This window comes from Albimonas pacifica, from assembly GCF_900113695.1.
GTDB lineage: Bacteria > Pseudomonadota > Alphaproteobacteria > Rhodobacterales > Rhodobacteraceae > Albimonas > Albimonas pacifica.
On the sequence record NZ_FOQH01000003.1, the window covers coordinates 287,435 to 305,842 of the forward strand.

Consider the following 18,408-nt stretch of genomic DNA (forward strand, 5'->3'; position numbering starts at 1 on the left):
TCCTCGGAGCGTTGGGGCGGCGGCCCCCGGCGAGGGGCCCGGCCCGGTCAGTGGCGATAGTCCGGCTGCTCGCGGTCGAGCTTCCGGCGCAGGGCCTGCCAGGGCAGCCAGCCCTTGTTCGGCCCCGGCGTGAACTGGGCGGCGGTGCGCTCGACCACCTGGGTGGGCGGGATCGAGAGCGGAGCCCCCGTCGACTGGGCGGCCACCTGCAGGCGGCAGGCCTGCTCGAGGTAATACATGGTGTAGAAGGCCTCGGCCACGGTGCGCCCCACGGTCAGCAGCCCGTGGTTGCGCAGCAGCAGGCAGGCGTTGTCGCCGAGATCCCGCACGATCCGCTCCCGCTCCGAGAGGTTGTCGTCGGCCGCGATGCCTTCGTATTCGTGGATCGCGACTCGCCCGTGGAACTCCATCGACATCTGGTTGAGCATCAGCAGACCCCCCGCCTGGGCGCAGACCGTCATCCCCGCCTGGGTGTGGGTGTGCATCACGCAGGCGGCGTTCGGCGCCTCGCGGTGCACGGCCGAGTGGATCACGAACCCCGCCGGGTTCACCGGCCAGGAGGTCTCCTGCTTCGGCTCGCCGTCCGCATCGACCAGCACCAGGGAACTCGCGGTGATCTCCTCGAACAGCAGCCCGTAGGGGTTCACCAGGAACTGGTGCCCCTCCCCCGGGACCCGCACGCTGAGGTGGGTGAAGACCGTGTCCGTCATCCCGAACAGCGCGATCAGCCGGTAGGCGGCGGCGAGATCCTCGCGCAGCTCGCGCTCGGTCGGCACGTGGTCGGGGCCCGGCGGTTGCGGCAGCGAGGCGGGCAGGTTCGCGGAATTCAGCATGGGAAAGCTCCGGGAGGGGGCGGCGAGGCGGTGGGGTCCCCGGCCAGCGGGTCGTCCCGCTCGGTCCGGATCCGGTTGACGGGGGCGTCCCGGTCGGGGTGGCCCAGCGCCACGCCCACCGGCAGGCGCAGCGCGGGATCGACGCCGAGAAACCGCGCCACCGCCTCGCCATGCATCGCCCAGTCGGCCTGGGGGCAGGACCCTAGCCCCGCCTCCTCGATCAGCAGCAGCAGGGTCTGGAGGTAGATGCCGAGGTCCATCCACTGCCAGGCCACCGCCTCGCGCGGCATCAGCAGGAACACCCCCACGGGCGCGCCGAAGAACTGGAAGTTCTCCTCGTTCCACGCCGCGCGCGCGGCCGCGTCGGTCCGGTCGATGCCGAGCGCGCCGTAAAGGATCTCTCCATTGCGCACCCGCCGCCGGGTCCAGTCCGGCGGCGGGCCGCCGGGGGGCTGATAGGGCGGGTCCAGCGGCTCCCCGCCCGGCTGCGCGGCGCGCAGGCCGCGCATCATCGCGCGCAGGGCCGCCATCCGCTCGCCGTCGACGATGCGCACCGCCCAGGGCTGCACGTTGGAGCCCGAGGGCGCCCGCGCCGCCCGGCGCACCAGGTCCTCGACCAGCGCCCGCTCGACTGGCGCATCCAGAAACGCGCGGATCGAGCGGCGCCGGTCCACGACGGCGGAGACCGAGGTCGCCGCCGATCCCGCGGCCGCTGCGCTCACGGCATCGTCCATTCCGGCCCGCGCGGCGTGTCCACGTATTCGGGCCAGCGGTAGTGGATCGGCGGCGCGAAATCCGCGGGCAGCAGGGGAGCGACCCATTTCGTCCCCCCGATCCCGCCGCCCGTGCGCTCCTCGAACTCCGCCTTCGCGCGGGCCAGCGCGTCCTTGTCGGTCATCAGGTCCAGCACGGTGGTCGAGATCACCTCGGCCGCCTTCGACCACATCGGGTCGATGATCGCCGGCACCCCGTTCATGGCGTGGCGCACCCACTCCGGCCAGCGGGCGCCGTCGGGCCGCGGCTCCATGGTCGGCCGCGCCACGTAGAGGCGCACCGTCGGGCAGTGCCAGGTGTAGTCCACGTAGTCGTCGGCCGCGTAATTCAGCTGCCAGGCCGGGAGCTGTTCCCGGAAGCTCTTCTCCGCCTCCCAGGGGGGCGTCAGCTTCTCCATGCCCGCCAGCAGCGGCTCGTCCGTCTCGGGCGTCCCCAGCTCCTTCTGGATCTCGCGGGCGAAGTCCTTGGCCTCCTTCGACCATTTCGGAGGCCCCAGCTTCTCGAAATTCCGGAAAGTGATCTCGGCCATGGCCTTGTTGGGCAGGCCGGCCCGCGTCCGCGCGATCCAGTCCGCCCGCCAGGTGCAGTGGGTCATGCCCGCCACATGCTCGGCGTTGCGATCCAGCACCGCATAGGCCGCCTCGCACATCTCGATCGAGGGCGCGCGCAGGGTGAACTGCACCTGCCCGACGGCCGGCGCGATGTTGTCCGAGGTGGCCTGCCCGGCGATGGGGATGAACTCGTTCATCGCCCAGGAGCCGGTGTGCGGCAGCATCGACTCCTTCATCATCTTCGAGGTGGTGTACATCATGCACACGGCGTCGATGGCCCCCGGCGCCCGCGCCGCGGCATGGGTGTGCGTGACGCCGCCCGCGCTATGGCCCTGCTGCCAGGTCTCGGGGTGCTCGCACTCGAACGTGTACATGCGGCTCCACAGCGGGGCCGAGGTCGTCTCCCAGAAGCAGCCGTTGGTCAGCGCCGGGAAGCTGTGCGGGTGGAAGCTGATCGCGGCGTCCAGGCCGTCGTAGTAGCCCTTGGCCGCATGGATCGGCTTGGCGCCGCAGAGCTTCTCCGCCGGCTCCCCGAAGAACACCAGCGTGCCGGGGATGCCGTGTTCCTCCATCCCTCGCTTCGCCGCCAGGAACCCCGCGAAGGCCCCGATGCCGAGCGCCGAGTGCGGGTCGGTATGCCCCGCCGCGTGCTTCGAGGTCCCCTCCCGCGGCTGGCGGCGCGGCACGGCCGCCTGGCTCTGCCCCGGCACCGCGTCGTATTCGGCGTAGCCCGCGATCGCCGGCCCCTCGCCGTTCGACCAGGTGGCGCGGAAGGCGGTGGGCATCCCGCCCGTCCCCCGCTCGACCGTGAAGCCCTCGGCCTCCAGCCGGTCCATGTACCAGGCCGAGGAGCGGTATTCCCGCCAGGACGGCTCGTGGAAATCGTAGATCGTCATGTGGTCCTTCGACAGGGCCTCATGGTTCGCCTTCAGCCAGTCCAGCGCCTCGGCCTGCGCGTCGCTCCACCCGGTCATCGTCACACCTCGTCGCGGATCAGCGGCGCGGTCGAGCAGTGCAGCCCGCCGCCGCCCAGAATGACCTGGTCGTAGGGCAGGTGCAGGATCTCGACGCCTGCGCCCCGCAGCGCGCGTTCCGTGCGCGCCGAGACCCCGTCCGGCATCACCACCCGCCCCGGCGCGATGGCGAGGCTGTTGATGATCGAGCCGTCGTCGTCCGGGCACACCTCGACGATGGAGATGCCGCGGGCCTTAAGCTCCTCCAGGAACCACCAGGGCAGGAGGGCGGAGTTGCACAGCGCCAGATCCGGCGTCAGCATCACGAACAGCCCGTCGATATGCAGCCGGTAGCCGGTCAGCTGCACGCGGATCAGCTCGACCCCCTGGGCCGCCAGCACCTCGCCGACCTGCTTGGCGCCCTCCTCGTTCACGCGCGAGGAGACGCCCACCACCGCGGTCTTCGAATTCAGCCAGGCGAAGCTGCCGCCCTCGAACACGCCGGTCCCGTTGATCGTGCGCAGGATAGGGCAGCCGATGGAAGCCAGCGTGCGGGTCGCCGGCAGTTCCTCGCCCCGCCGGATCCGCGGCCCCAGGCGGGTGACGATGGCCCCGCCGCCGATGCCCACCACGGAATCGCGGGTGTAGCAGGTCTTCATCCGGTCCTTGGCGGCGCGGTCGATGAACACGACCTCGACCCCCTCGGCGCGCAGAAGCTCGACATAGGCGTCATGCTGCGCCTGCATCGCGGGCAGGTCGGGGGGCACGTCGCCGCGCCAGTACCAGCCGACCTGCTCGTCGCCATAGGAGTTGAAATCCAGCTTCTTCGACGCGTCCACCTGCAGGAGTTCTTCCCCGGGCCGGTGCATCAGCACCACCCGCAGCTTGCCCACGTCGTTGGTGCAGCCCCAGGCGCGGCCCCACCAGCGTTCCAGCTGGTCGGGCGCCTCGTGGGCGGGCTCCGGTTCGGAGGGGAATCGCTTGATGGTCTGGTTGTATCGCCACTCGTTCTCGGTGATCGCGGACATGGGCGGCGGCTCCTCGGGGCTGGCGGGACGGGAGGGGGCCCAGGGCGCGCCGGGCGAAGCCGGGCAGGGCCGTCGCGGTCATGCTAATCGCGCCCGCCGCAGTGCGGCAAGACGAAAATGGAGTTTGCTCCAAAGTTGGAGCCGAATCGGGTTTCAGGGCTGGTCCGGGGCGCGCCCGCGGTCCGCGGGGCGACGCCGGCGCGGAGGGGGCGTCAGGCGGGAACCGGGTCCGGCGCCACGCCCACCGCGCGCGGCGCGTCGCCCTCGGCCGTCGAGGCGGCGAGCAGGCGCGCCCCCTCCTCGGTCATCAGCCCCTCGAGGATCAGGCGCACATGGGGCACGCCCATGCGCAGCAGGTCCTCGATGTCGCCGGTCTCGGTGGCCACGAAGCGGCTGAAATCCCAGGTGGTGATGCCCACGATCAGGTCCGCGAGATGCCCCAGGTCGATGTCCCGGCGCAGCAGCCCGCGGTCGCGATAGGTGGTCAGCAGGCGCACGTAATGCCCGCGGATCAGGTTGTTGAGCCGCGCGCCCGTGCGGCTCGGCCGGGCCCCCGGCTCCATCTGCTGGGCCGAGAGGATCACCCGCCAGCATTCCCGCGACAGGTGCCGCATCGCCTGCTCGGCCAGCAGCCGCTCGAACCCCAGGATCGCGGCCAGCGGATCGTCGGGCAGGTCCGCCAGATAGGCCCGCCGCTCCGGCAGCGCCGTGCGCACATGGCGGATCGCCAGCGCCATCAGCAGGTTCGGCTTGGTCGCGAAGTAGTTGTAGACCGTCGCCGGCGCCACCGAGGCGCTGTCGGCGATCGTCTCGATCCGGGTCGCCTCGTAGCCGTCGCGGAAGAACAGCTCCTCGGCCGCGTCCAGAACCTGCTGCAGCCGCTGCCGCTTGTGTTTCCGCCTCAGGCCGCCTGCCGCCACCGATTCGCCTCCTGCGATAATCCCCTTGGCTTTCACGCATATCAGACCGCGGGAAAAGGGCATACATAGATGAAACTCCAAAAATGGAGTTGACATTATAAACCGCCGGCCGCAGCGTTTTCGCATCGCAGCATAACCGGAGTCTCCCGGCATGATCCCAGGCGCCGCCCGCCGTCGCGATTCCGCCTCCCGCCTCGCCCCGAAGGGGCGGACCGGATGCTGAGCCTGATCGACAACCCGCCTCCCTGGCCGAACGGCGCGCGCTGCGCGGTCAGCTTCGCCTACGACTTCGACGCCGAGAGCCTGCTGCATCTCTATTACCCCTCCGACGACGTCCGCCGGCGGGTCGCGCTGGCCCAGACCCTGCGCTACGGCGCCACGGTCGCGATCCCGCGCATCGCGAAGATCTGGAACCACTTCGGCATCCGCCAGACGGTCTTCACCCCCGGCTGGTGCCTCGAGGCATACCCCGACGCCGTCGCGCTGCTGGTCGAGGGCGGCCACGAGATCGGCCACCACGGCTGGCTGCACGAGCGGGTCAACCAGCTCTCCCGCGAGGACGAGGAAAAGGTGATGCTCGCCGGCATCCGCGCCATCGAGAAGGCGACCGGCAAGCCCCCCGTCGGCTACCGCTGCCCCTCGGGCGCCTTCTCCGAGCACACGCTGGACCTGATGGTCGAGCATGGCATCCGCTACGACGCCTCGCTCGGCGGCTACGACGTGCCCTACCTCATCAAACGCCCCGACGGCCGCTCGGTGGTGGAACTTCCCCACGAGGCGACGGCCGACGACTGGAACCAGTACGTCAACCTGCCCGTCTCCGGCTGGACCATGCAGCCCCGCGCCCCCGCGGACGCCCGCGCCGTCTTCCAGGCCGATTTCGACGCCGCCTGGGAGCATGGGGGCCTGTGGACCGCCGTCTGGCACCCGTTCGTCTCCGGCCGCCTCGCGCGGGCCGAGGAGCAGGTCCGCCTGATCGAGCACATGCAGGCCAGGGGCGACGTCTGGTTCGCCACCTGCGCCGAGATCGCCGAGCACGTCGCGGGCCTGATCGCCCGCAACGAATGGACCCCGCCCGAGGAGACGCTGCCCTTCTACGACGCCGCCGTCCCCCAGATCGTCCACCCCAGCCGCTGAGGCTGGAGCCCCTCCCGGGCGGCGCAGAGCCGCCCGGCCCCCGCGACGGAGACCCGGAAACAAGGGCCCGCGCACCGACACGGAGGTCATGATGAAACGGATCACCCAGGCGGCCGCGGCCGTCGCCGTCCTGCTCGGCGCCACGGCCGCCGGCGCGCAGGAGCTCCCCGAACGCATCGCCAGCAGCGGCGTGCTGAAGTCCGCGCTCAACGCCGGCTACGCGCCGATGGAGATGCTGGACCCCGCCACCGGCGAGTTCATCGGCTTCGACGTCGATCTGCTCAAGGCCGTCGGCGACAAGCTGGGCTTCGAGGTCGAATACCTCAACGGCGCCTTCGAGGCGATGACCCCGGCGCTGCAGTCGGGCCGCGTCGACATCATCTGGTCGGGCTTCTACGACACTCCCGCCCGGCGCGAGATCTTCGACTTCATCGACTACCTGCGCGCCGGCGCCCAGTTCTACGCCCCCCTCTCCGCCGGGCTGACCTCGAACGAGGAGCTCTGCGGCAAGACCATCACCACCTCGCGCGGGACGTCCTACCCCAAGACGGTCGAGGCCTTCTCCCAGAAGACCTGCGTCGACAAGGGCCTCGAGCCGATCGAGGTCATCGTCGACACCGACCGCGGCCAGCAGCTGACCAACCTGCGCACCGGCCGCGCCGTCGCCGCCGTCCAGGGCCTCGAATCCGTGCCCACCATCCTCGAGGACTACCCCGACGAGTTCATGGCGCTGGGCGATCCGATCTCCTCCGCCCTGATGGGCATCGCCTTCGCCAAGGAGGACGTGCAGCTGCGCGAGGCGTTCCTCGCCGCCCTCACCGAGCTGAAGGAGGAAGGCGTCTACGACGAGCTGATCGCCAAGTGGAAGCTCGGCCTCTCGGCGCTGGACGAATTCAGCGTCAACCAGGGCCCGCAGCCCTGATGGCCGGGGGCGCCTCCGCCATCGCTCCGGCGCGGCGCGAGGCCGTCCCGGAGGTCGACGTCTCCGCCATGACCATCGTGCGGCCCCGACGCTGGGGCCGCATCGCGGCGGTGGCGATCATGCTGGCCCTGATCGCCTGGCTGACGAAAGCCTTCGCCGAGGGCAAGATCGCCTGGGAGGTGACGGGCGAATACCTGTTCTGGCCCTCGATCCTGATGGGCGTGGTCAACACCATCTGGATGTCCATCGCCTGCATGATCATCGGCATCGTCATCGGGGTGGCGGTGGCGGTGATGCGCGGCTCCCCCAACCCGGTGCTGCGCTCGGTCGCCATCGGCTACCAGTGGTTCTTCCGCGGCACGCCGGTCATTCTCCAGCTGCTGATCTGGTTCAACCTGGCCCTCGTCTTCCCCCGCCTCGGCATCCCGGGCCTGTTCGAGGCCCGCACCGTCGACGTCATCACGCCGGCCATGGCGACCCTTCTGGGCCTCGGCCTCAACCAGGGCGCCTACACGTCCGAGGTGATGCGCGCCGGCCTCCTCTCCGTCGACCGCGGCCAGTACGAGGCCGCCCAGGCCATCGGCATGAGCTACTGGGCGAGCCTCAAGCGCATCATCCTCCCCCAGGCGATGCGCGTGGTGATCCCGCCGCTCGGCAACGAGTTCATCGGCCTGGTGAAGATGACCTCGCTCGCCTCGATCATCGGCTTCGCCGACGTCCTGCGCACCAGCCAGGACATCTACTACGTCAACGCCCGTGTGATCGAGCTGCTGATGGTCGCCGCCGCCTGGTATCTGGTGGTGGTCACGATCCTCAGCCTCGGCCAGGCCCGCCTCGAGCGCCGCTTCGGCCGCGGCTTCGCCTCGGGGGTGCGCGACCGATGACCCGCATGGAGACCGCCATGGAGCCCGAAGCGACCCTCGCCCCCGGCCTGCCGATCGTCTCGGGCCGCCGCGTGGGCAAGCTCTTCGGCGACTTCCGCGCCCTGACGGAGGTCTCGATCGACGTGGAGGAGGGCGAGGTGGTCTGCATCATCGGCCCCTCCGGCTCCGGCAAGACCACCTTCCTGCGCTGCCTCAACCAGCTCGAGCGCATCGACGAGGGCGCCCTGTGGCTGGACGGCGAACTCCTCGGCTGGCGCCTCGAGTCCGACCGCCTCCACCCCCTCCCCGAGGCCGAGATCGCCCGTCAGCGCCGCAAGACCGGCATGGTCTTCCAGCGCTTCAACCTGTTCCCCCACATGACCGCCCTCCAGAACATCACGGAAGGGCCGGTCCAGGTCCTGCGCGAGCCCCGCGGCCAGGCCGAGGACCGCGGCCGCCGCCTGCTCTCCCGCGTGGGCCTCGCCGAGAAGGCGTCGAGCTACCCCAAGGACCTCTCCGGCGGCCAGCAGCAGCGCGTCGCCATCGCCCGGGCGCTGGCGATGAACCCCAAGGTGATGCTCTTCGACGAGCCCACCTCCGCCCTGGACCCCGAACTGGTCGGCGAGGTCCTCTCGGTGATGAAGGACCTCGCCCGCGCCGGCATGACCATGGTCGTGGTCACCCACGAGCTCGGCTTCGCCCGCGAGGTCGCCGACCGCGTGGTGTTCATGGACCAGGGCCGGGTGGTGGAAACGGGCCCGGCGCAGCAGTTGATGGACGACCCGCAGGAAGAGCGGACGCGCAACTTCATCCGCTCGGTGCTGGGGCGGGAGTGAGGTTCCCGCGCTGGACCTTACGCTCCACTACGTATGTCGGGCGTCGCGCCTTCTTCTGCAGGCGCGTCGCTGTCTTGCGTCCGGTATAGCAAGTAAGAATTGAAAGACGCACACGCACCAAGCATGAATATAGCATCTGCCTCATCAACCTGGGATTCTGTCTGGAATATGTTGGCGTGCCTGATGCCTTCCTCGTCGCTGGTGTAGCCGTACAGCATTCCTAGAGCAGCTTTCAGGCCGCCATGAAGGTGGCCCTGCCGTTCCAACTTATTCAGTGCAGGGTTTAGCGTTTTTGTGTCGGGGGCAAGCCGTCTTGCGACTGACTCGACTGAATGAATACTTTCTCGGATGCTCCCTGCCCAATCCCCATTGCGGAGCAAGACACCCGCTCGGATCAGATGCGATCTGGAGGCCAGTTCTCCGACACGGTCCAAGAGGTCCAGAGATGCTATGACAGCCTCACCCAATTGCTCGGTCCCGATCGCCGCCACCTGCCCGTCCAACAATCGGTAGGCTGCACGCGCCTCGGGAAATGCTTGCTGGATCTGCTGCTTGAACTCAGTGCTGCAGTCTTTGTGACGTGCTGCAAATTCGACTAAATCAAAAAGCTCCTCCAGTCTGCCCTTGGCGCAGATCTTCTCGATCTCCGTGCGAAAGGCGACGGGATCGTTTTTGTAGGTGGAAGCTGGTCTTCCAAGATGTTTGACGTGCAGATCTTGCGAAACACGTTTCCAGTGGTCTTGAAACCAAACTCCACCATAACGCCCGCTGGTGTATCGTTCGAGCTCCAAGTGAAAGCTATAATCAATTAGCCGTCTTAGCTCTGGCGAGGCTACGCCCAGCTCTAGTTGCGGCGGGATGGGGGTGGCTCCGCTTCTCTGTGAGAAGGGTATGTAATCGGTCTGTTTCGTCATATCGGCAGCCGTCCAATCCGAATGTTCGGAGAGGTAGTCTCGGCAATTGGCAATGAGTCGGCTAGTTTTTCGTGAGCCCGCCGCTCTCCTCAGAGACGCCTGCTATCGCATGGAGGCGTTTGCCGCTCAGCAACCGAAGCTAACCCCTCGCCACCGGCGGCAATATCGCCGGCATCCGCACCCGCAGCGCCTCGGTCACCTCGTAGCCGCGCACGCCGGCGCAGGAGATGCCGGCGTCGATCAGCATCGCGCGGGCGGTCTCCTCCTGGCCCAGCGGGACATAGAGAAGAAAATGCTTGGCGGGGCGGCCGGTGTCGGGGTCGGTGTAGTGGCCCTCGTAGACCGCGGCCTGCGAGCAGGCGCGCCAGAGGGGCAGGCGGGCGTCGGAGATCTCGGTCTCCACCATCGCGATCTTGCAGGGGCGGTCCTGCGCATCGACCACCACCACCGAGGGGAAGAACTCCCCCTCCGGCCCCGGGATCGCGCGGCGGGCGTGCAGGCGGGTGTTGGTCAGGCAGTAGAGGTCGAGGCCCCACTTCTCGGTCCCCTCGCCGGGAAACGGAAAACGCTCGGCCAGCAGGAAGCGGATCACCGCCTCGCGGGCGTCCTCGTCGAGCGTCGTGCGCAGCGGGTCCTGGGCGGCGGGGGGCGGGCTGTCGGGGCGGTGGTCCTTGGTGTTGCCCAGCGTCAGGTGGGGCAGGACGTGGACCGTGCCGTCCTCGTCCACCCGCACGCCGCGCAGGGCGTGGTAGCTGATGCCCGCCCCCTCCAGCATCGCCTGGGCCTCGGCCTCGCGACCCTCGGGGACGTAGATCAGCAGATGGCGGTCGCCGGTCTCGGTGGTGTCGTCGGCGGCCAGCGAGGCCGCCTGCCAGCGGGCGACCATCTCGGGCGAGAGGTCGGTCTCGACCTCGGCGATCTCGCGCAGGCGGCCGTCGCCGTCGACGATGACGATGTCGGGATGGTGGGGGGCGCCGTCCACCTCGATGGCGATGCGCGGATGCGTGGCCGAGTTGAACCACGTCCGGTAATGCAGCGGCCAGCTCGGGTGCGGCTGGTCGGGGAACGGGAAGCGGTTGGCCGCGATGAAGCGGACCGCGCGGTCGTGCTGGTCGGGGGTGAGCGTCGCCATGAATGCCTCCTGCGGCCGCGCCTGCGCCTGGACCCATCACGCCGCAGCCGGGCTGCGCCGTCAATGGATTTGACTCCAAGTTTGGAGTTCGCGCTGCCGATGCCGAAGCCGCAGGCGCCGCGACGCTCCGGCGCCGTTCTGCGCGGCAGGCGTCGGAAGCCCCGGGGCGCGCCCCGCGGCGGCGACGCGCCCGGAGACGGGCGGGCGCGGCGGGCGCGCTCCGGGCCGGGGCTCAGAGCTCCGCCAGCTCCAGCATCGCGTCGGCGATCACCTGGGCGCCGGCGGCGGCATGGGCGGGGTCGACGTTCTCGGCGGGGTGGTGGCTGACGCCCTTCTCGCAGGGGATGAACACCATCCCCGTCGGGCAGCGCCCGGGGAACCAGCGCGCGTCATGGCCGCCGCCGGAATAGATCTCGCGCCGCGGATAGCCGCGGCGGTCGGCGGCGCGGGCGAAAGTCTCGCGGATCGCGGGCGTGAAGGCGACCGGCGCGTGCCACGAACTGTCGGCCACGCGCACCTCGCACAGCCGCGCCAGCCCCTGGGCCTTCGCATGCACCAGGTCGCCCAGGCGGATCAGCTCCTCCTGGCTGGGGTGGCGCAGGTCCAGCACCATGTCCACCCGCCCCGGCACCACCGAGACCGCGTTGGGGCTGACCACGAAGCGCCCGAAGGTGAAGCGCAGCACGTCGGTCTCGTCCCGGCAGAGCTCGGCGAGCCCCCGGCAGACCTCGATCGCGTCCACGAAGGCGTCCCTGCGCAGGCTCAGCGGCGCCCCGCCGGAGTGGTCCTCCCGCCCGATCACGCAGATGTCGAGCCGCCGGTGCCCCTGCACCCGGTCCACCACGCCGATCACCTGGCCCCCCGCCTCCAGCAGCGGCCCCTGCTCGATATGCGCCTCCAGCAGCGCGGCGAAGCTCCGCCCCAGGGCCGCGGGCGCGGCCTCGGGCAGGGCGGCCGCCAGCGCCGCCACCCCCTCGCCATAGATCCCGCCGTCGTCGCCCACCACCGCCAGCGCCTCCGCCAGCGGCGTCTCCCCGGCATGGACGGCCGAGCCGAGGCAGCCGGGGCGGAAGCGCGAGCCCTCCTCGTTGGCCCACACCACCAGCTCCAGCGGGCGGCGGGTGAGCAGGGCCGCGTCCTGCGCCGTCTCCATCGCCTCGAGGGCCGCGAGCACGCCGAACGTCCCGTCGAAGCGCCCGCCCGAGGGCTGGCTGTCGAGATGCGAGCCAGAGACCACCGGCGCCGCCCCGGGCTCGGTCCCCTCGCGCCGGATGAAGAGGTTGCCGGCCGGGTCCAGCGTCAGGGCGAAGCCGCGCGCGAGCGCGAGGTCGGCCAGATGCCGGTGCGCCGCGATCTCGGCCGGATCGAAGGCGAGGCGCCGCACGCCCCCCTCGGGCGTTCCGCCGATGCGGGCGAAGTCCATCAGGCGGGACCACAGGCGGTCGGCGTCGATCTGGGGCAGGGCGGTCATGGGGGCTCCTTGCTGGCTGCGGACGGAGCCATGCGGGTTTCGTGCCGAAGCGGGCGAAGGCGGCGCCCTCACAGCGCGCCGATGCGGCGGGCGGCGGCGGCGAGGCGCGCGACCCCCTCGGGGATCCGCTCCTCGGCGATGGAGGAGAAGGCCATGCGGAAGAAGTTGCGCGGCCGGCTCTCGCCGTCGGGACCGGGATCGGCGAAGAGCACGTCGCCCGGCTCGATCAGCACGCCCTCGGCCCGGGCCTCGGCGGCGAGGACCGAGGCGTCCATCCCCTCCGGCCCGCGCACCCAGAAGCAGGTGCCGCCGAAGACCGCGCCCTGGGACCAGCCGGGCAGATGCGCGTCGAGGGCGGCGTGCATCGCCTCCCACCGCCCGGCGAAATGGCGGTGCAGGCGCCCGATCAGGGCGTCATGGGCGCCCAGCGCCAGGAACAGCGCCACCGCGCGCTGGTTGTTGCCGGGCGGGTGGCGCAGCATCAGGCGGCGCAGGGCGCGCGCCTCGGCCACGAACTCGGCCGGCCCCACGATGAAGCCCATGCGCAGGCCCGGCATCAGCGATTTCGAGAGCGAGCCCACGTAGATCACCCGGTCCGCCCGATCCATCGACTTCAGGGCGGGGGTGGGCTGGCCGCGGTAGTTGAACTCGAACTCGTAGTCGTCCTCGACCACCAGCCCGTCCTGCGCCTCCGCCCAGTCCAGCAGCGCCCGCCGCCGCGCGAGGCTCATGGTCACCGAGGTCGGCGACTGGTGGGAGGGCGTCACGAACGCCAGCGACGGCCCCCGGGGCAGGCGCTCCACCACCAGCCCCTCGGCGTCCACCGGAACCGGCGTCACCCGGTCGGAGGCGAGGCCGAGGATGTTGCGCGCGTCCGCATAGCCGGGGTTCTCGATGGCGACCGGCGTGTCGCGCCCCACCAGAAGCTGGGCGATGAGGTAAAGCGCGTTCTGCGCGCCCAGCGTCACCAGCACCTCGTCCGCCCGCGCGGTGATCCCGCGCCGGGGCAGCAGCCGCTGGCGGATCTGCTCGACCAGCATCGGGTCGTCCTCGGCGAAGCGGTCGTCGGTCCAGGCGTCGAAGCTCTTGCGGGCCATCGACTGGCGCATGCAGTCGCGCCAGGCGGCCAGCGGGAACAGGTCCGAGTCCAGCTGTCCGTAGAGGAACGGATAGGGATATTTCCGCCAGTCCGCGGGCTTCACGATGTTGCGCTGCGCGGTGGGCGCGATGCGGAACCGCGCGGCCCAGTCCGGTCGCCGGCCCTCGGGCGCGGGGGCGGCGGCGCCGGGCGCGCTCTCGGGCGGGGTCTCGGAGACGTAGAAGCCGGATCGCTCCCGCGCCGTCAGCCAGCCGTCGTCGGCCATCGCCTGATAGGCCAGCATCACCGTGTTGCGCGACACCCCCAGCCGCTGCGCCATGGCGCGGGTCGAGGGCATCGCCGCCCCCGCGCGGAACTGCCCCGCGAGGATCGCCGAGACCAGCCGCTCGCGAATCTGGGCCTGGAGGGAGACGCCCTCGGCCCGTTCCACATGGATCAACATATCGCGCATAGGGCCTCCGAGGCGGCGGGCGCCGCCCTGACGGGCCGGTCGCAGGCGTGACGTAGCGTCGGGGGCGGGGACCGGCCGGGCCGGTCCGCAGGTGCGGCGGACCGGCCCGCGCTCAGACTAGCAGAGCCCGCCAGCGCGCATCCAGTGCGCCCGCATCGAAGCGCGCCGCGAAGCCGATGGCGACCGCCCGCGACAGCCCGTCCGCGGGCGCCTGCGCCGGGCGGAAGGACGACTGCCGCCCGGCGCGGTGGAACTCCACCCAGCCCGCAGGGGTCCGCGCCACGCCCTTCAGGCGATAGAGCCCGATGTCCTCCGCCCCGATCAGCGCCTCCGCGGCGGCCGCGTCCAGCGCCTCCGCCCCGCTCCAAGACCAGCTTCGGTAATGGGCCCCATGATCCTGCGCGGGGTCGTGGGAATGGGCGTGATCGTGCCCGCAGTCCGGCCCGCAGACGTGACCGGCGGGCGCGGGGGCCTCGGCGGGATCGAGCAACATCTCGATGGGCAGCGCCCCGAAGGCGGCCTCCACCCGGGGCGTCGCCGGCGCCATCTGCGCGAGCGTCGCGGCCAGCGCCGCCGTCGCCTCCGCCCCCGCATGGTCGGCCTTGGAGATCACCACCAGCCCCGCCGCCCGCACCTGCCGCACCAGCGTGTCGGCGAGCAGCGGATCGGCCAGCCCCGCCTCGAAATTCGCGGCGTCCACCAGCGTTGCGGTCAGGATCAGCGCCATGTCCGGCTCGGCCATGGCGATCTGGGCGATCTTGGCGGGGTCGGCGACGCCGGAGGTCTCGATCACAAGGTGCTCGGCCCGCGGGTGCGCCTCCAGGATCCGGTCGATGGCGTCGAACAGGTCGCCGCCGATCGAGCAGCACATGCAGCCGTTGGCCAGCGAAAGCGTGTCGCCGTCGCGGTTCACGATCAGGCTCTCGTCCAGCGGGATCTCGCCGAAGTCGTTGACCAGCACGGTGATGCGCCGCCCATGCGCCTCGGTCAGCAGCCGGTTGACCAGCGTGGTCTTGCCCGCGCCGAGATAGCCCGAGATCACCGTGACGGGCAGAGGGGGCAGGGGGGCGGGACCGCCCCCCTCGGTCTCGAAAGCCCCGCTCATGCCATGAACACCCGGCCGCCGGAGACCGTGCCCAGCACCTCGATGTTGCGCAGCTCATAGGGCGCGACGCTCAGCGGATCGTCGGCCAGCACCGCGAAATCGGCCTTCTTGCCGGTCTCGATCGAGCCGATCTCGTCGTCCATCTTCAGCGTCTTCGCCGGGCCCAGGGTGATCGCGTGCAGCGCCTCGGCCACCGTGATCCGCTGCGCCTCGCCCAGCACGCGGCCTTTCGGCGTGATCCGGTTCACCGCGCACCAGGCCACCGTCAGGGGCCCCATCGGCGTCACCGGCGTGTCCGAGTGGATCGCCAGCGTCACCCCGTGATCCAGCGCCGAGCGGCAGGCGTCCATGCGCCGCGCCCGGTCCGGCCCGATCGAGATCTCGTAATGCGCGTCCCCGAAGTACCACATGTGGTTGGCGAAGAGGTTCGCGCAGACCCCCATCGCGGCCATGCGGGCGAACTGGTCCTCCCCCGCCAGCTGCACGTGCTGCAGCGTGTGGCGATGGTCCGGCCAGGGCGACTTGCACAGCGCCGCCTCCAGCGCGTCCAGCGTCACCTCCGAGGCCTCGTCGCCGTTGGTGTGGATATGCATCTGCACGCGGGCCGCGTTCAGCGCCTCGATCACCTCGAAAAGCTGCTTCGGCGGCACGTTCCAGATGCCGTTGGGCTGCCCGCCCAGGTGCCCGGGCCACTTCAGCCGCGCCGTGAAGCCCTGGATCGACCCGTCCGTCACGATCTTGACCGAGCCCAGCCGCAGCATGTCCGACGACCGCTTTCCAAGGGCCTGCGCGCGCGAGACGAAATCCGCCGGCGACATCTCCCGGAACACCAGCGTCGGCACGATGCGCAGGCAGAAATCCTCCGCGGCGGTGATCCGCAGCAGCCCGTCGACGTCCTCGTCCTCCAGCATCGCCGCCAGATCCGTGGCCGTGGTCACCCCGCAGCGCATCGCCGACTTGGCATAGGCGCGCACCGCCGGCTCGCGGCGCGACAGCTCCCGGAAGTCGATCCTGCAGCGGCGCAGGATCGGGAACATCGCGGCCATCTCCTGCAGCTCGCCATTGGGCTCGCCATTGGAAAACCGCGCCACGCCCTCGACGTTGGTGTCGCGGGAATAGCCCGCCATCTCCAGCGCCTTGGAGTTCACCGTCAGCAGGTGGAAGTTGGAGTGCACCACGGCGACGGGCCGGTCCTTCGACACCTCGTCGAGGTGGCGGCAGTTCAGCCGCTCGGTCGGCAGGAAGATCGGGTCGAAGCCCCAGGCGACGATGGGCTCGCCCTCGGGGATCTCCGCGGCGGCCTCCTTCAGCCGGGCGACCACCGCCTCGACCGAGGGCATGCCCTTGTGCAGGTTCCCGTCCGGGTCCACCCGGTCCTGGTCGCCCGCGTAGACGTAGCGCCACATGGCCCCGGTCATCATGTGGCCGTGGCCCTCCACGAAGCCCGGCAGCAGCACCGCGTCGCCGAAGCGCTCGTCCAGCCGGCCCCCGCCCCAGGGGGCGGCGCAGTCCGGCCCGCCGACAGCGAGGATCCGCCCCTCGCGGACCGCGACGTGAGTCGCCTCCGGCCGGTTGGGGTCCAGGGTGACGATCTTGCGGGCGCGGTAGACGACGGTCTCGGGCATGGGCTTTCCGGGGGCTCCTCGGGGGGACGCAGGGGGCGGGCCGGCGGCGCGCGCGGCCTCAGACTACACCCTCGCCGGGGGCAGGTCCGGACCTTAGGACCAGTTTCGGAGAACTCGTGTGCCAGTCGGTTGGGCAGGTCGTTTGGGGTTTGCCTTCCGGCCCGCGGGCAGGCTGACTTCGGTTTAGGCAAACACCGACACGAGGCCAGAACATGAGCATCACGCGCCGGACCCTGATCGCAACCGCGGCGTCCCTCGCCCTCGCGATGGGTCTCCAGCCCGCCGCCGCCCAGACGCCGGGCGGCGACCTGGTGATGATCTCCACCCAGACGCCCCGGCACCTGAACCCCACGGTGCAGTCGGGCATCGCCACCGCCGTCCCCGGCACCCAGATCTTCGCCTCGCCGCTCCGCATGGACGAGAACTGGCAGCCCCAGCCCTATCTCGCGAAGTCCTGGGAGTGGGCCGACGACGGCCTCTCCCTGACCCTGCACCTGGTCGAGGGCGCGCGCTTCCACGACGGCGAGCCGATCACCTCGGCCGACGTCGCCTTCTCGATCGAGACGATCAAGGCCAACCACCCCTTCAAGACCATGTTCGCCCCGGTGGAGAGCATCGAGACCCCCGACGACCTGACCGCGGTCATCCGGCTCTCCCAGCCCCACCCGGCGCTGATCCTGGCGCTCTCGGGCGCGCTTTGTCCGATCATTCCCGAGCATGTCTACGGCGACGGGCAGGACGTCGCCTCGCATCCCGCCAACGCCGCCCCCGTCGGCTCCGGCCCCTTCAAGCTCGAGAGCTTCGCGCCCGGCGAGCAGATCACCCTGGTGAAGAACGAGGACTTCTTCATCGAGGGCCGCCCCTACCTCGACCGGATCATCATCCGCCTGGTGCGCGACACCTCCGCCGCGCTGCTCTCGATGGAGGCGGGCGACGCCGACATCTTCCCGTTCCTGACCACCTCGCAGGGCATCTCGCGCCTGACCGACGCCGACGGGATCGAGGTCACCGACCAGGGCTACGCCGCGGTCGGCCCGATCAACTGGCTGGCGTTCAACATGCGCTCCGGCCCGCTGGCCGAGAAGAAGGTGCGCCAGGCCATCGGCTACGCCATCGACCGCAATTTCGTGACCAAGGCCCTGATGCGCGGCGTCTCCGCCCCGCAGCGCAGCCCGATCGTGGAGAGCTCGCCGTTCTTCAACGCCGACATCCCGGCCTATGACTTCGACCTCGACAAGGCGAACGCCCTGCTCGACGAGGCCGGCTTCCCGATGCAGGGCGACCAGCGCTTCGCCCTGACCGTGGACTACATCCCCGGCAACGACGAGCAGCAGCGCAACGTGGCCGAGTACCTGCGCTCGGCGCTGGGCAAGGTCGGCATCGGCATCGAGGTCCGCACCTCGGCCGACTTCCCCACCTGGGCGCAGCGCGTCGCCGCCGGCGACTTCGAGATGACCATGGACTCGGTGTTCAACTGGGGCGACCCGGTGATCGGCGTGCACCGCACCTACCTGACCGACAACATCCGCCCGGTGATCTGGTCGAACACCCAAGGGTACAGCAACCCCAAGGTGGACGAGATCCTGGCCGCCGCCGCCGTCGAGCTCGACGAGGCGAAGCGCAAGGCCCTCTACGACGAGTTCCAGATGATCGTGGGCGAGGATCTGCCCGTCTACTGGATCAACACGCTGCCCTACCACACCGCCTACGACGCGCGGCTGGGCAACGTGCCGGTCTCGATCTGGGGCCCGATGCAGTCGATGGACGAGGTCTACTGGACCGAGGCCCGCTGAG

16 protein-coding genes are annotated in these 18,408 nt (G+C 70.5%); 5 read left to right on the forward strand and 11 right to left on the reverse strand.

What is annotated here, in order from left to right; genetic code table 11:
• Positions 1-47: 47 nt before the first annotated feature.
• The 5 genes from BM064_RS07060 to BM064_RS07080 all read right to left on the reverse strand — a co-directional run bounded on the left by BM064_RS07060 (position 48) and on the right by BM064_RS07080 (position 5,059).
• Positions 48-833, reverse strand: a complete 786-nt coding sequence (locus BM064_RS07060; RefSeq protein ID WP_092859047.1) for a class II aldolase/adducin family protein — start codon at positions 831-833, stop codon at positions 48-50.
• The gene (locus BM064_RS07065; RefSeq protein ID WP_177236171.1) at positions 827-1,555 is read right to left on the reverse strand and encodes a nitroreductase; all 729 of its coding nucleotides are present in this window, start codon (positions 1,553-1,555) and stop codon (positions 827-829) included. Before BM064_RS07065 ends, BM064_RS07060 begins: the two co-directional genes overlap by 7 nt.
• Positions 1,552-3,132 (reverse strand): zinc-binding metallopeptidase family protein, encoded by a 1,581-nt coding sequence (locus BM064_RS07070; protein ID WP_177236172.1) that lies wholly within the window; start codon positions 3,130-3,132, stop codon positions 1,552-1,554. The genes BM064_RS07065 and BM064_RS07070 overlap by 4 nt, the downstream gene beginning before the upstream one ends.
• A gap of 2 nt (positions 3,133-3,134) precedes the next feature.
• A complete protein-coding gene (locus BM064_RS07075; protein WP_092859050.1) occupies positions 3,135-4,139 on the reverse strand; it encodes a dimethylarginine dimethylaminohydrolase family protein in 1,005 nt (334 codons plus the stop codon).
• A 212-nt stretch (positions 4,140-4,351) separates the two neighbouring features.
• Positions 4,352-5,059, reverse strand: a complete 708-nt coding sequence (locus BM064_RS07080) for a TetR/AcrR family transcriptional regulator (RefSeq protein WP_218160974.1) — start codon at positions 5,057-5,059, stop codon at positions 4,352-4,354.
• Positions 5,060-5,275: 216 nt separating this feature from the next.
• Between BM064_RS07080 and BM064_RS07085 the strand changes: the two genes are divergently transcribed.
• The 4 genes from BM064_RS07085 (at position 5,276) to BM064_RS07100 (ending at position 8,817) form a co-directional block, all read left to right on the forward strand.
• Positions 5,276-6,196: a polysaccharide deacetylase family protein gene (locus BM064_RS07085; RefSeq protein WP_092859052.1), complete on the forward strand. Its 921-nt coding sequence runs from the start codon at positions 5,276-5,278 to the stop codon at positions 6,194-6,196.
• A 91-nt stretch (positions 6,197-6,287) separates the two neighbouring features.
• Positions 6,288-7,118 carry an ABC transporter substrate-binding protein gene (locus tag BM064_RS07090; RefSeq protein WP_177236173.1) on the forward strand — a complete coding sequence of 277 codons (831 nt, stop codon included), beginning with the start codon at positions 6,288-6,290 and terminating at the stop codon, positions 7,116-7,118.
• Positions 7,118-8,002, forward strand: coding sequence for an amino acid ABC transporter permease (locus tag BM064_RS07095; RefSeq protein ID WP_092859054.1), 885 nt, complete (start codon positions 7,118-7,120; stop codon positions 8,000-8,002). The genes BM064_RS07090 and BM064_RS07095 overlap by 1 nt, the downstream gene beginning before the upstream one ends.
• Before the next feature lie 5 nt (positions 8,003-8,007).
• The gene (locus BM064_RS07100) at positions 8,008-8,817 is read left to right on the forward strand and encodes an amino acid ABC transporter ATP-binding protein (protein ID WP_281244855.1); all 810 of its coding nucleotides are present in this window, start codon (positions 8,008-8,010) and stop codon (positions 8,815-8,817) included.
• Positions 8,818-8,834: 17 nt separating this feature from the next.
• Here BM064_RS07100 and BM064_RS26785 read toward each other — a convergent pair whose 3' ends face one another.
• The 6 genes from BM064_RS26785 to BM064_RS07125 form a co-directional block, all read right to left on the reverse strand.
• Positions 8,835-9,731: an AbiJ-NTD4 domain-containing protein gene (locus tag BM064_RS26785; protein WP_143103275.1), complete on the reverse strand. Its 897-nt coding sequence runs from the start codon at positions 9,729-9,731 to the stop codon at positions 8,835-8,837.
• Positions 9,732-9,870: 139 nt separating this feature from the next.
• The gene (locus BM064_RS07105) at positions 9,871-10,863 is read right to left on the reverse strand and encodes a hypothetical protein (protein ID WP_092859056.1); all 993 of its coding nucleotides are present in this window, start codon (positions 10,861-10,863) and stop codon (positions 9,871-9,873) included.
• Positions 10,864-11,095: 232 nt separating this feature from the next.
• On the reverse strand, positions 11,096-12,334 hold the full coding sequence (locus BM064_RS07110) for a hydantoinase/carbamoylase family amidase (RefSeq protein ID WP_092859057.1): 1,239 nt from the start codon (positions 12,332-12,334) through the stop codon (positions 11,096-11,098).
• A 68-nt stretch (positions 12,335-12,402) separates the two neighbouring features.
• On the reverse strand, positions 12,403-13,884 hold the full coding sequence (pdxR, locus tag BM064_RS07115) for a MocR-like pyridoxine biosynthesis transcription factor PdxR (RefSeq protein WP_092859058.1): 1,482 nt from the start codon (positions 13,882-13,884) through the stop codon (positions 12,403-12,405).
• A gap of 112 nt (positions 13,885-13,996) precedes the next feature.
• The gene (locus BM064_RS07120) at positions 13,997-14,989 is read right to left on the reverse strand and encodes a CobW family GTP-binding protein (RefSeq protein WP_092859059.1); all 993 of its coding nucleotides are present in this window, start codon (positions 14,987-14,989) and stop codon (positions 13,997-13,999) included.
• A complete protein-coding gene (locus tag BM064_RS07125) occupies positions 14,986-16,614 on the reverse strand; it encodes an amidohydrolase (protein WP_092859060.1) in 1,629 nt (542 codons plus the stop codon). Before BM064_RS07125 ends, BM064_RS07120 begins: the two co-directional genes overlap by 4 nt.
• A gap of 212 nt (positions 16,615-16,826) precedes the next feature.
• On the opposite strand from BM064_RS07125, the gene BM064_RS07130 reads away from it, so the two are divergent.
• Positions 16,827-18,407, forward strand: coding sequence for an ABC transporter substrate-binding protein (locus BM064_RS07130; protein ID WP_092859061.1), 1,581 nt, complete (start codon positions 16,827-16,829; stop codon positions 18,405-18,407).
• Position 18,408: the final 1 nt, after the last annotated feature.

Bases quoted from the DNA above. Each gene is read 5' to 3' on its own strand.
- BM064_RS07060 (WP_092859047.1), bottom strand. From the start codon at position 833: ATGCTGAATTCCGCGAACCTGCCCGCCTCGCTGCCGCAACCGCCGGGC.
- BM064_RS07070 (WP_177236172.1), bottom strand. From the start codon at position 3,132: ATGACCGGGTGGAGCGACGCGCAGGCCGAGGCGCTGGACTGGCTGAAG.
- BM064_RS07075 (WP_092859050.1), bottom strand. From the start codon at position 4,139: ATGTCCGCGATCACCGAGAACGAGTGGCGATACAACCAGACCATCAAG.
- BM064_RS07085 (WP_092859052.1), top strand. From the start codon at position 5,276: ATGCTGAGCCTGATCGACAACCCGCCTCCCTGGCCGAACGGCGCGCGC.
- BM064_RS07090 (WP_177236173.1), top strand. From the start codon at position 6,288: ATGAAACGGATCACCCAGGCGGCCGCGGCCGTCGCCGTCCTGCTCGGC.
- BM064_RS07095 (WP_092859054.1), top strand. From the start codon at position 7,118: ATGGCCGGGGGCGCCTCCGCCATCGCTCCGGCGCGGCGCGAGGCCGTC.
- BM064_RS07100 (WP_281244855.1), top strand. From the start codon at position 8,008: ATGGAGACCGCCATGGAGCCCGAAGCGACCCTCGCCCCCGGCCTGCCG.
- BM064_RS26785 (WP_143103275.1), bottom strand. From the start codon at position 9,731: ATGACGAAACAGACCGATTACATACCCTTCTCACAGAGAAGCGGAGCC.
- BM064_RS07105 (WP_092859056.1), bottom strand. From the start codon at position 10,863: ATGGCGACGCTCACCCCCGACCAGCACGACCGCGCGGTCCGCTTCATC.
- BM064_RS07110 (WP_092859057.1), bottom strand. From the start codon at position 12,334: ATGACCGCCCTGCCCCAGATCGACGCCGACCGCCTGTGGTCCCGCCTG.
- pdxR (WP_092859058.1), bottom strand. From the start codon at position 13,884: ATGCGCGATATGTTGATCCATGTGGAACGGGCCGAGGGCGTCTCCCTC.
- BM064_RS07120 (WP_092859059.1), bottom strand. From the start codon at position 14,989: ATGAGCGGGGCTTTCGAGACCGAGGGGGGCGGTCCCGCCCCCCTGCCC.
- BM064_RS07125 (WP_092859060.1), bottom strand. From the start codon at position 16,614: ATGCCCGAGACCGTCGTCTACCGCGCCCGCAAGATCGTCACCCTGGAC.
- BM064_RS07130 (WP_092859061.1), top strand. From the start codon at position 16,827: ATGAGCATCACGCGCCGGACCCTGATCGCAACCGCGGCGTCCCTCGCC.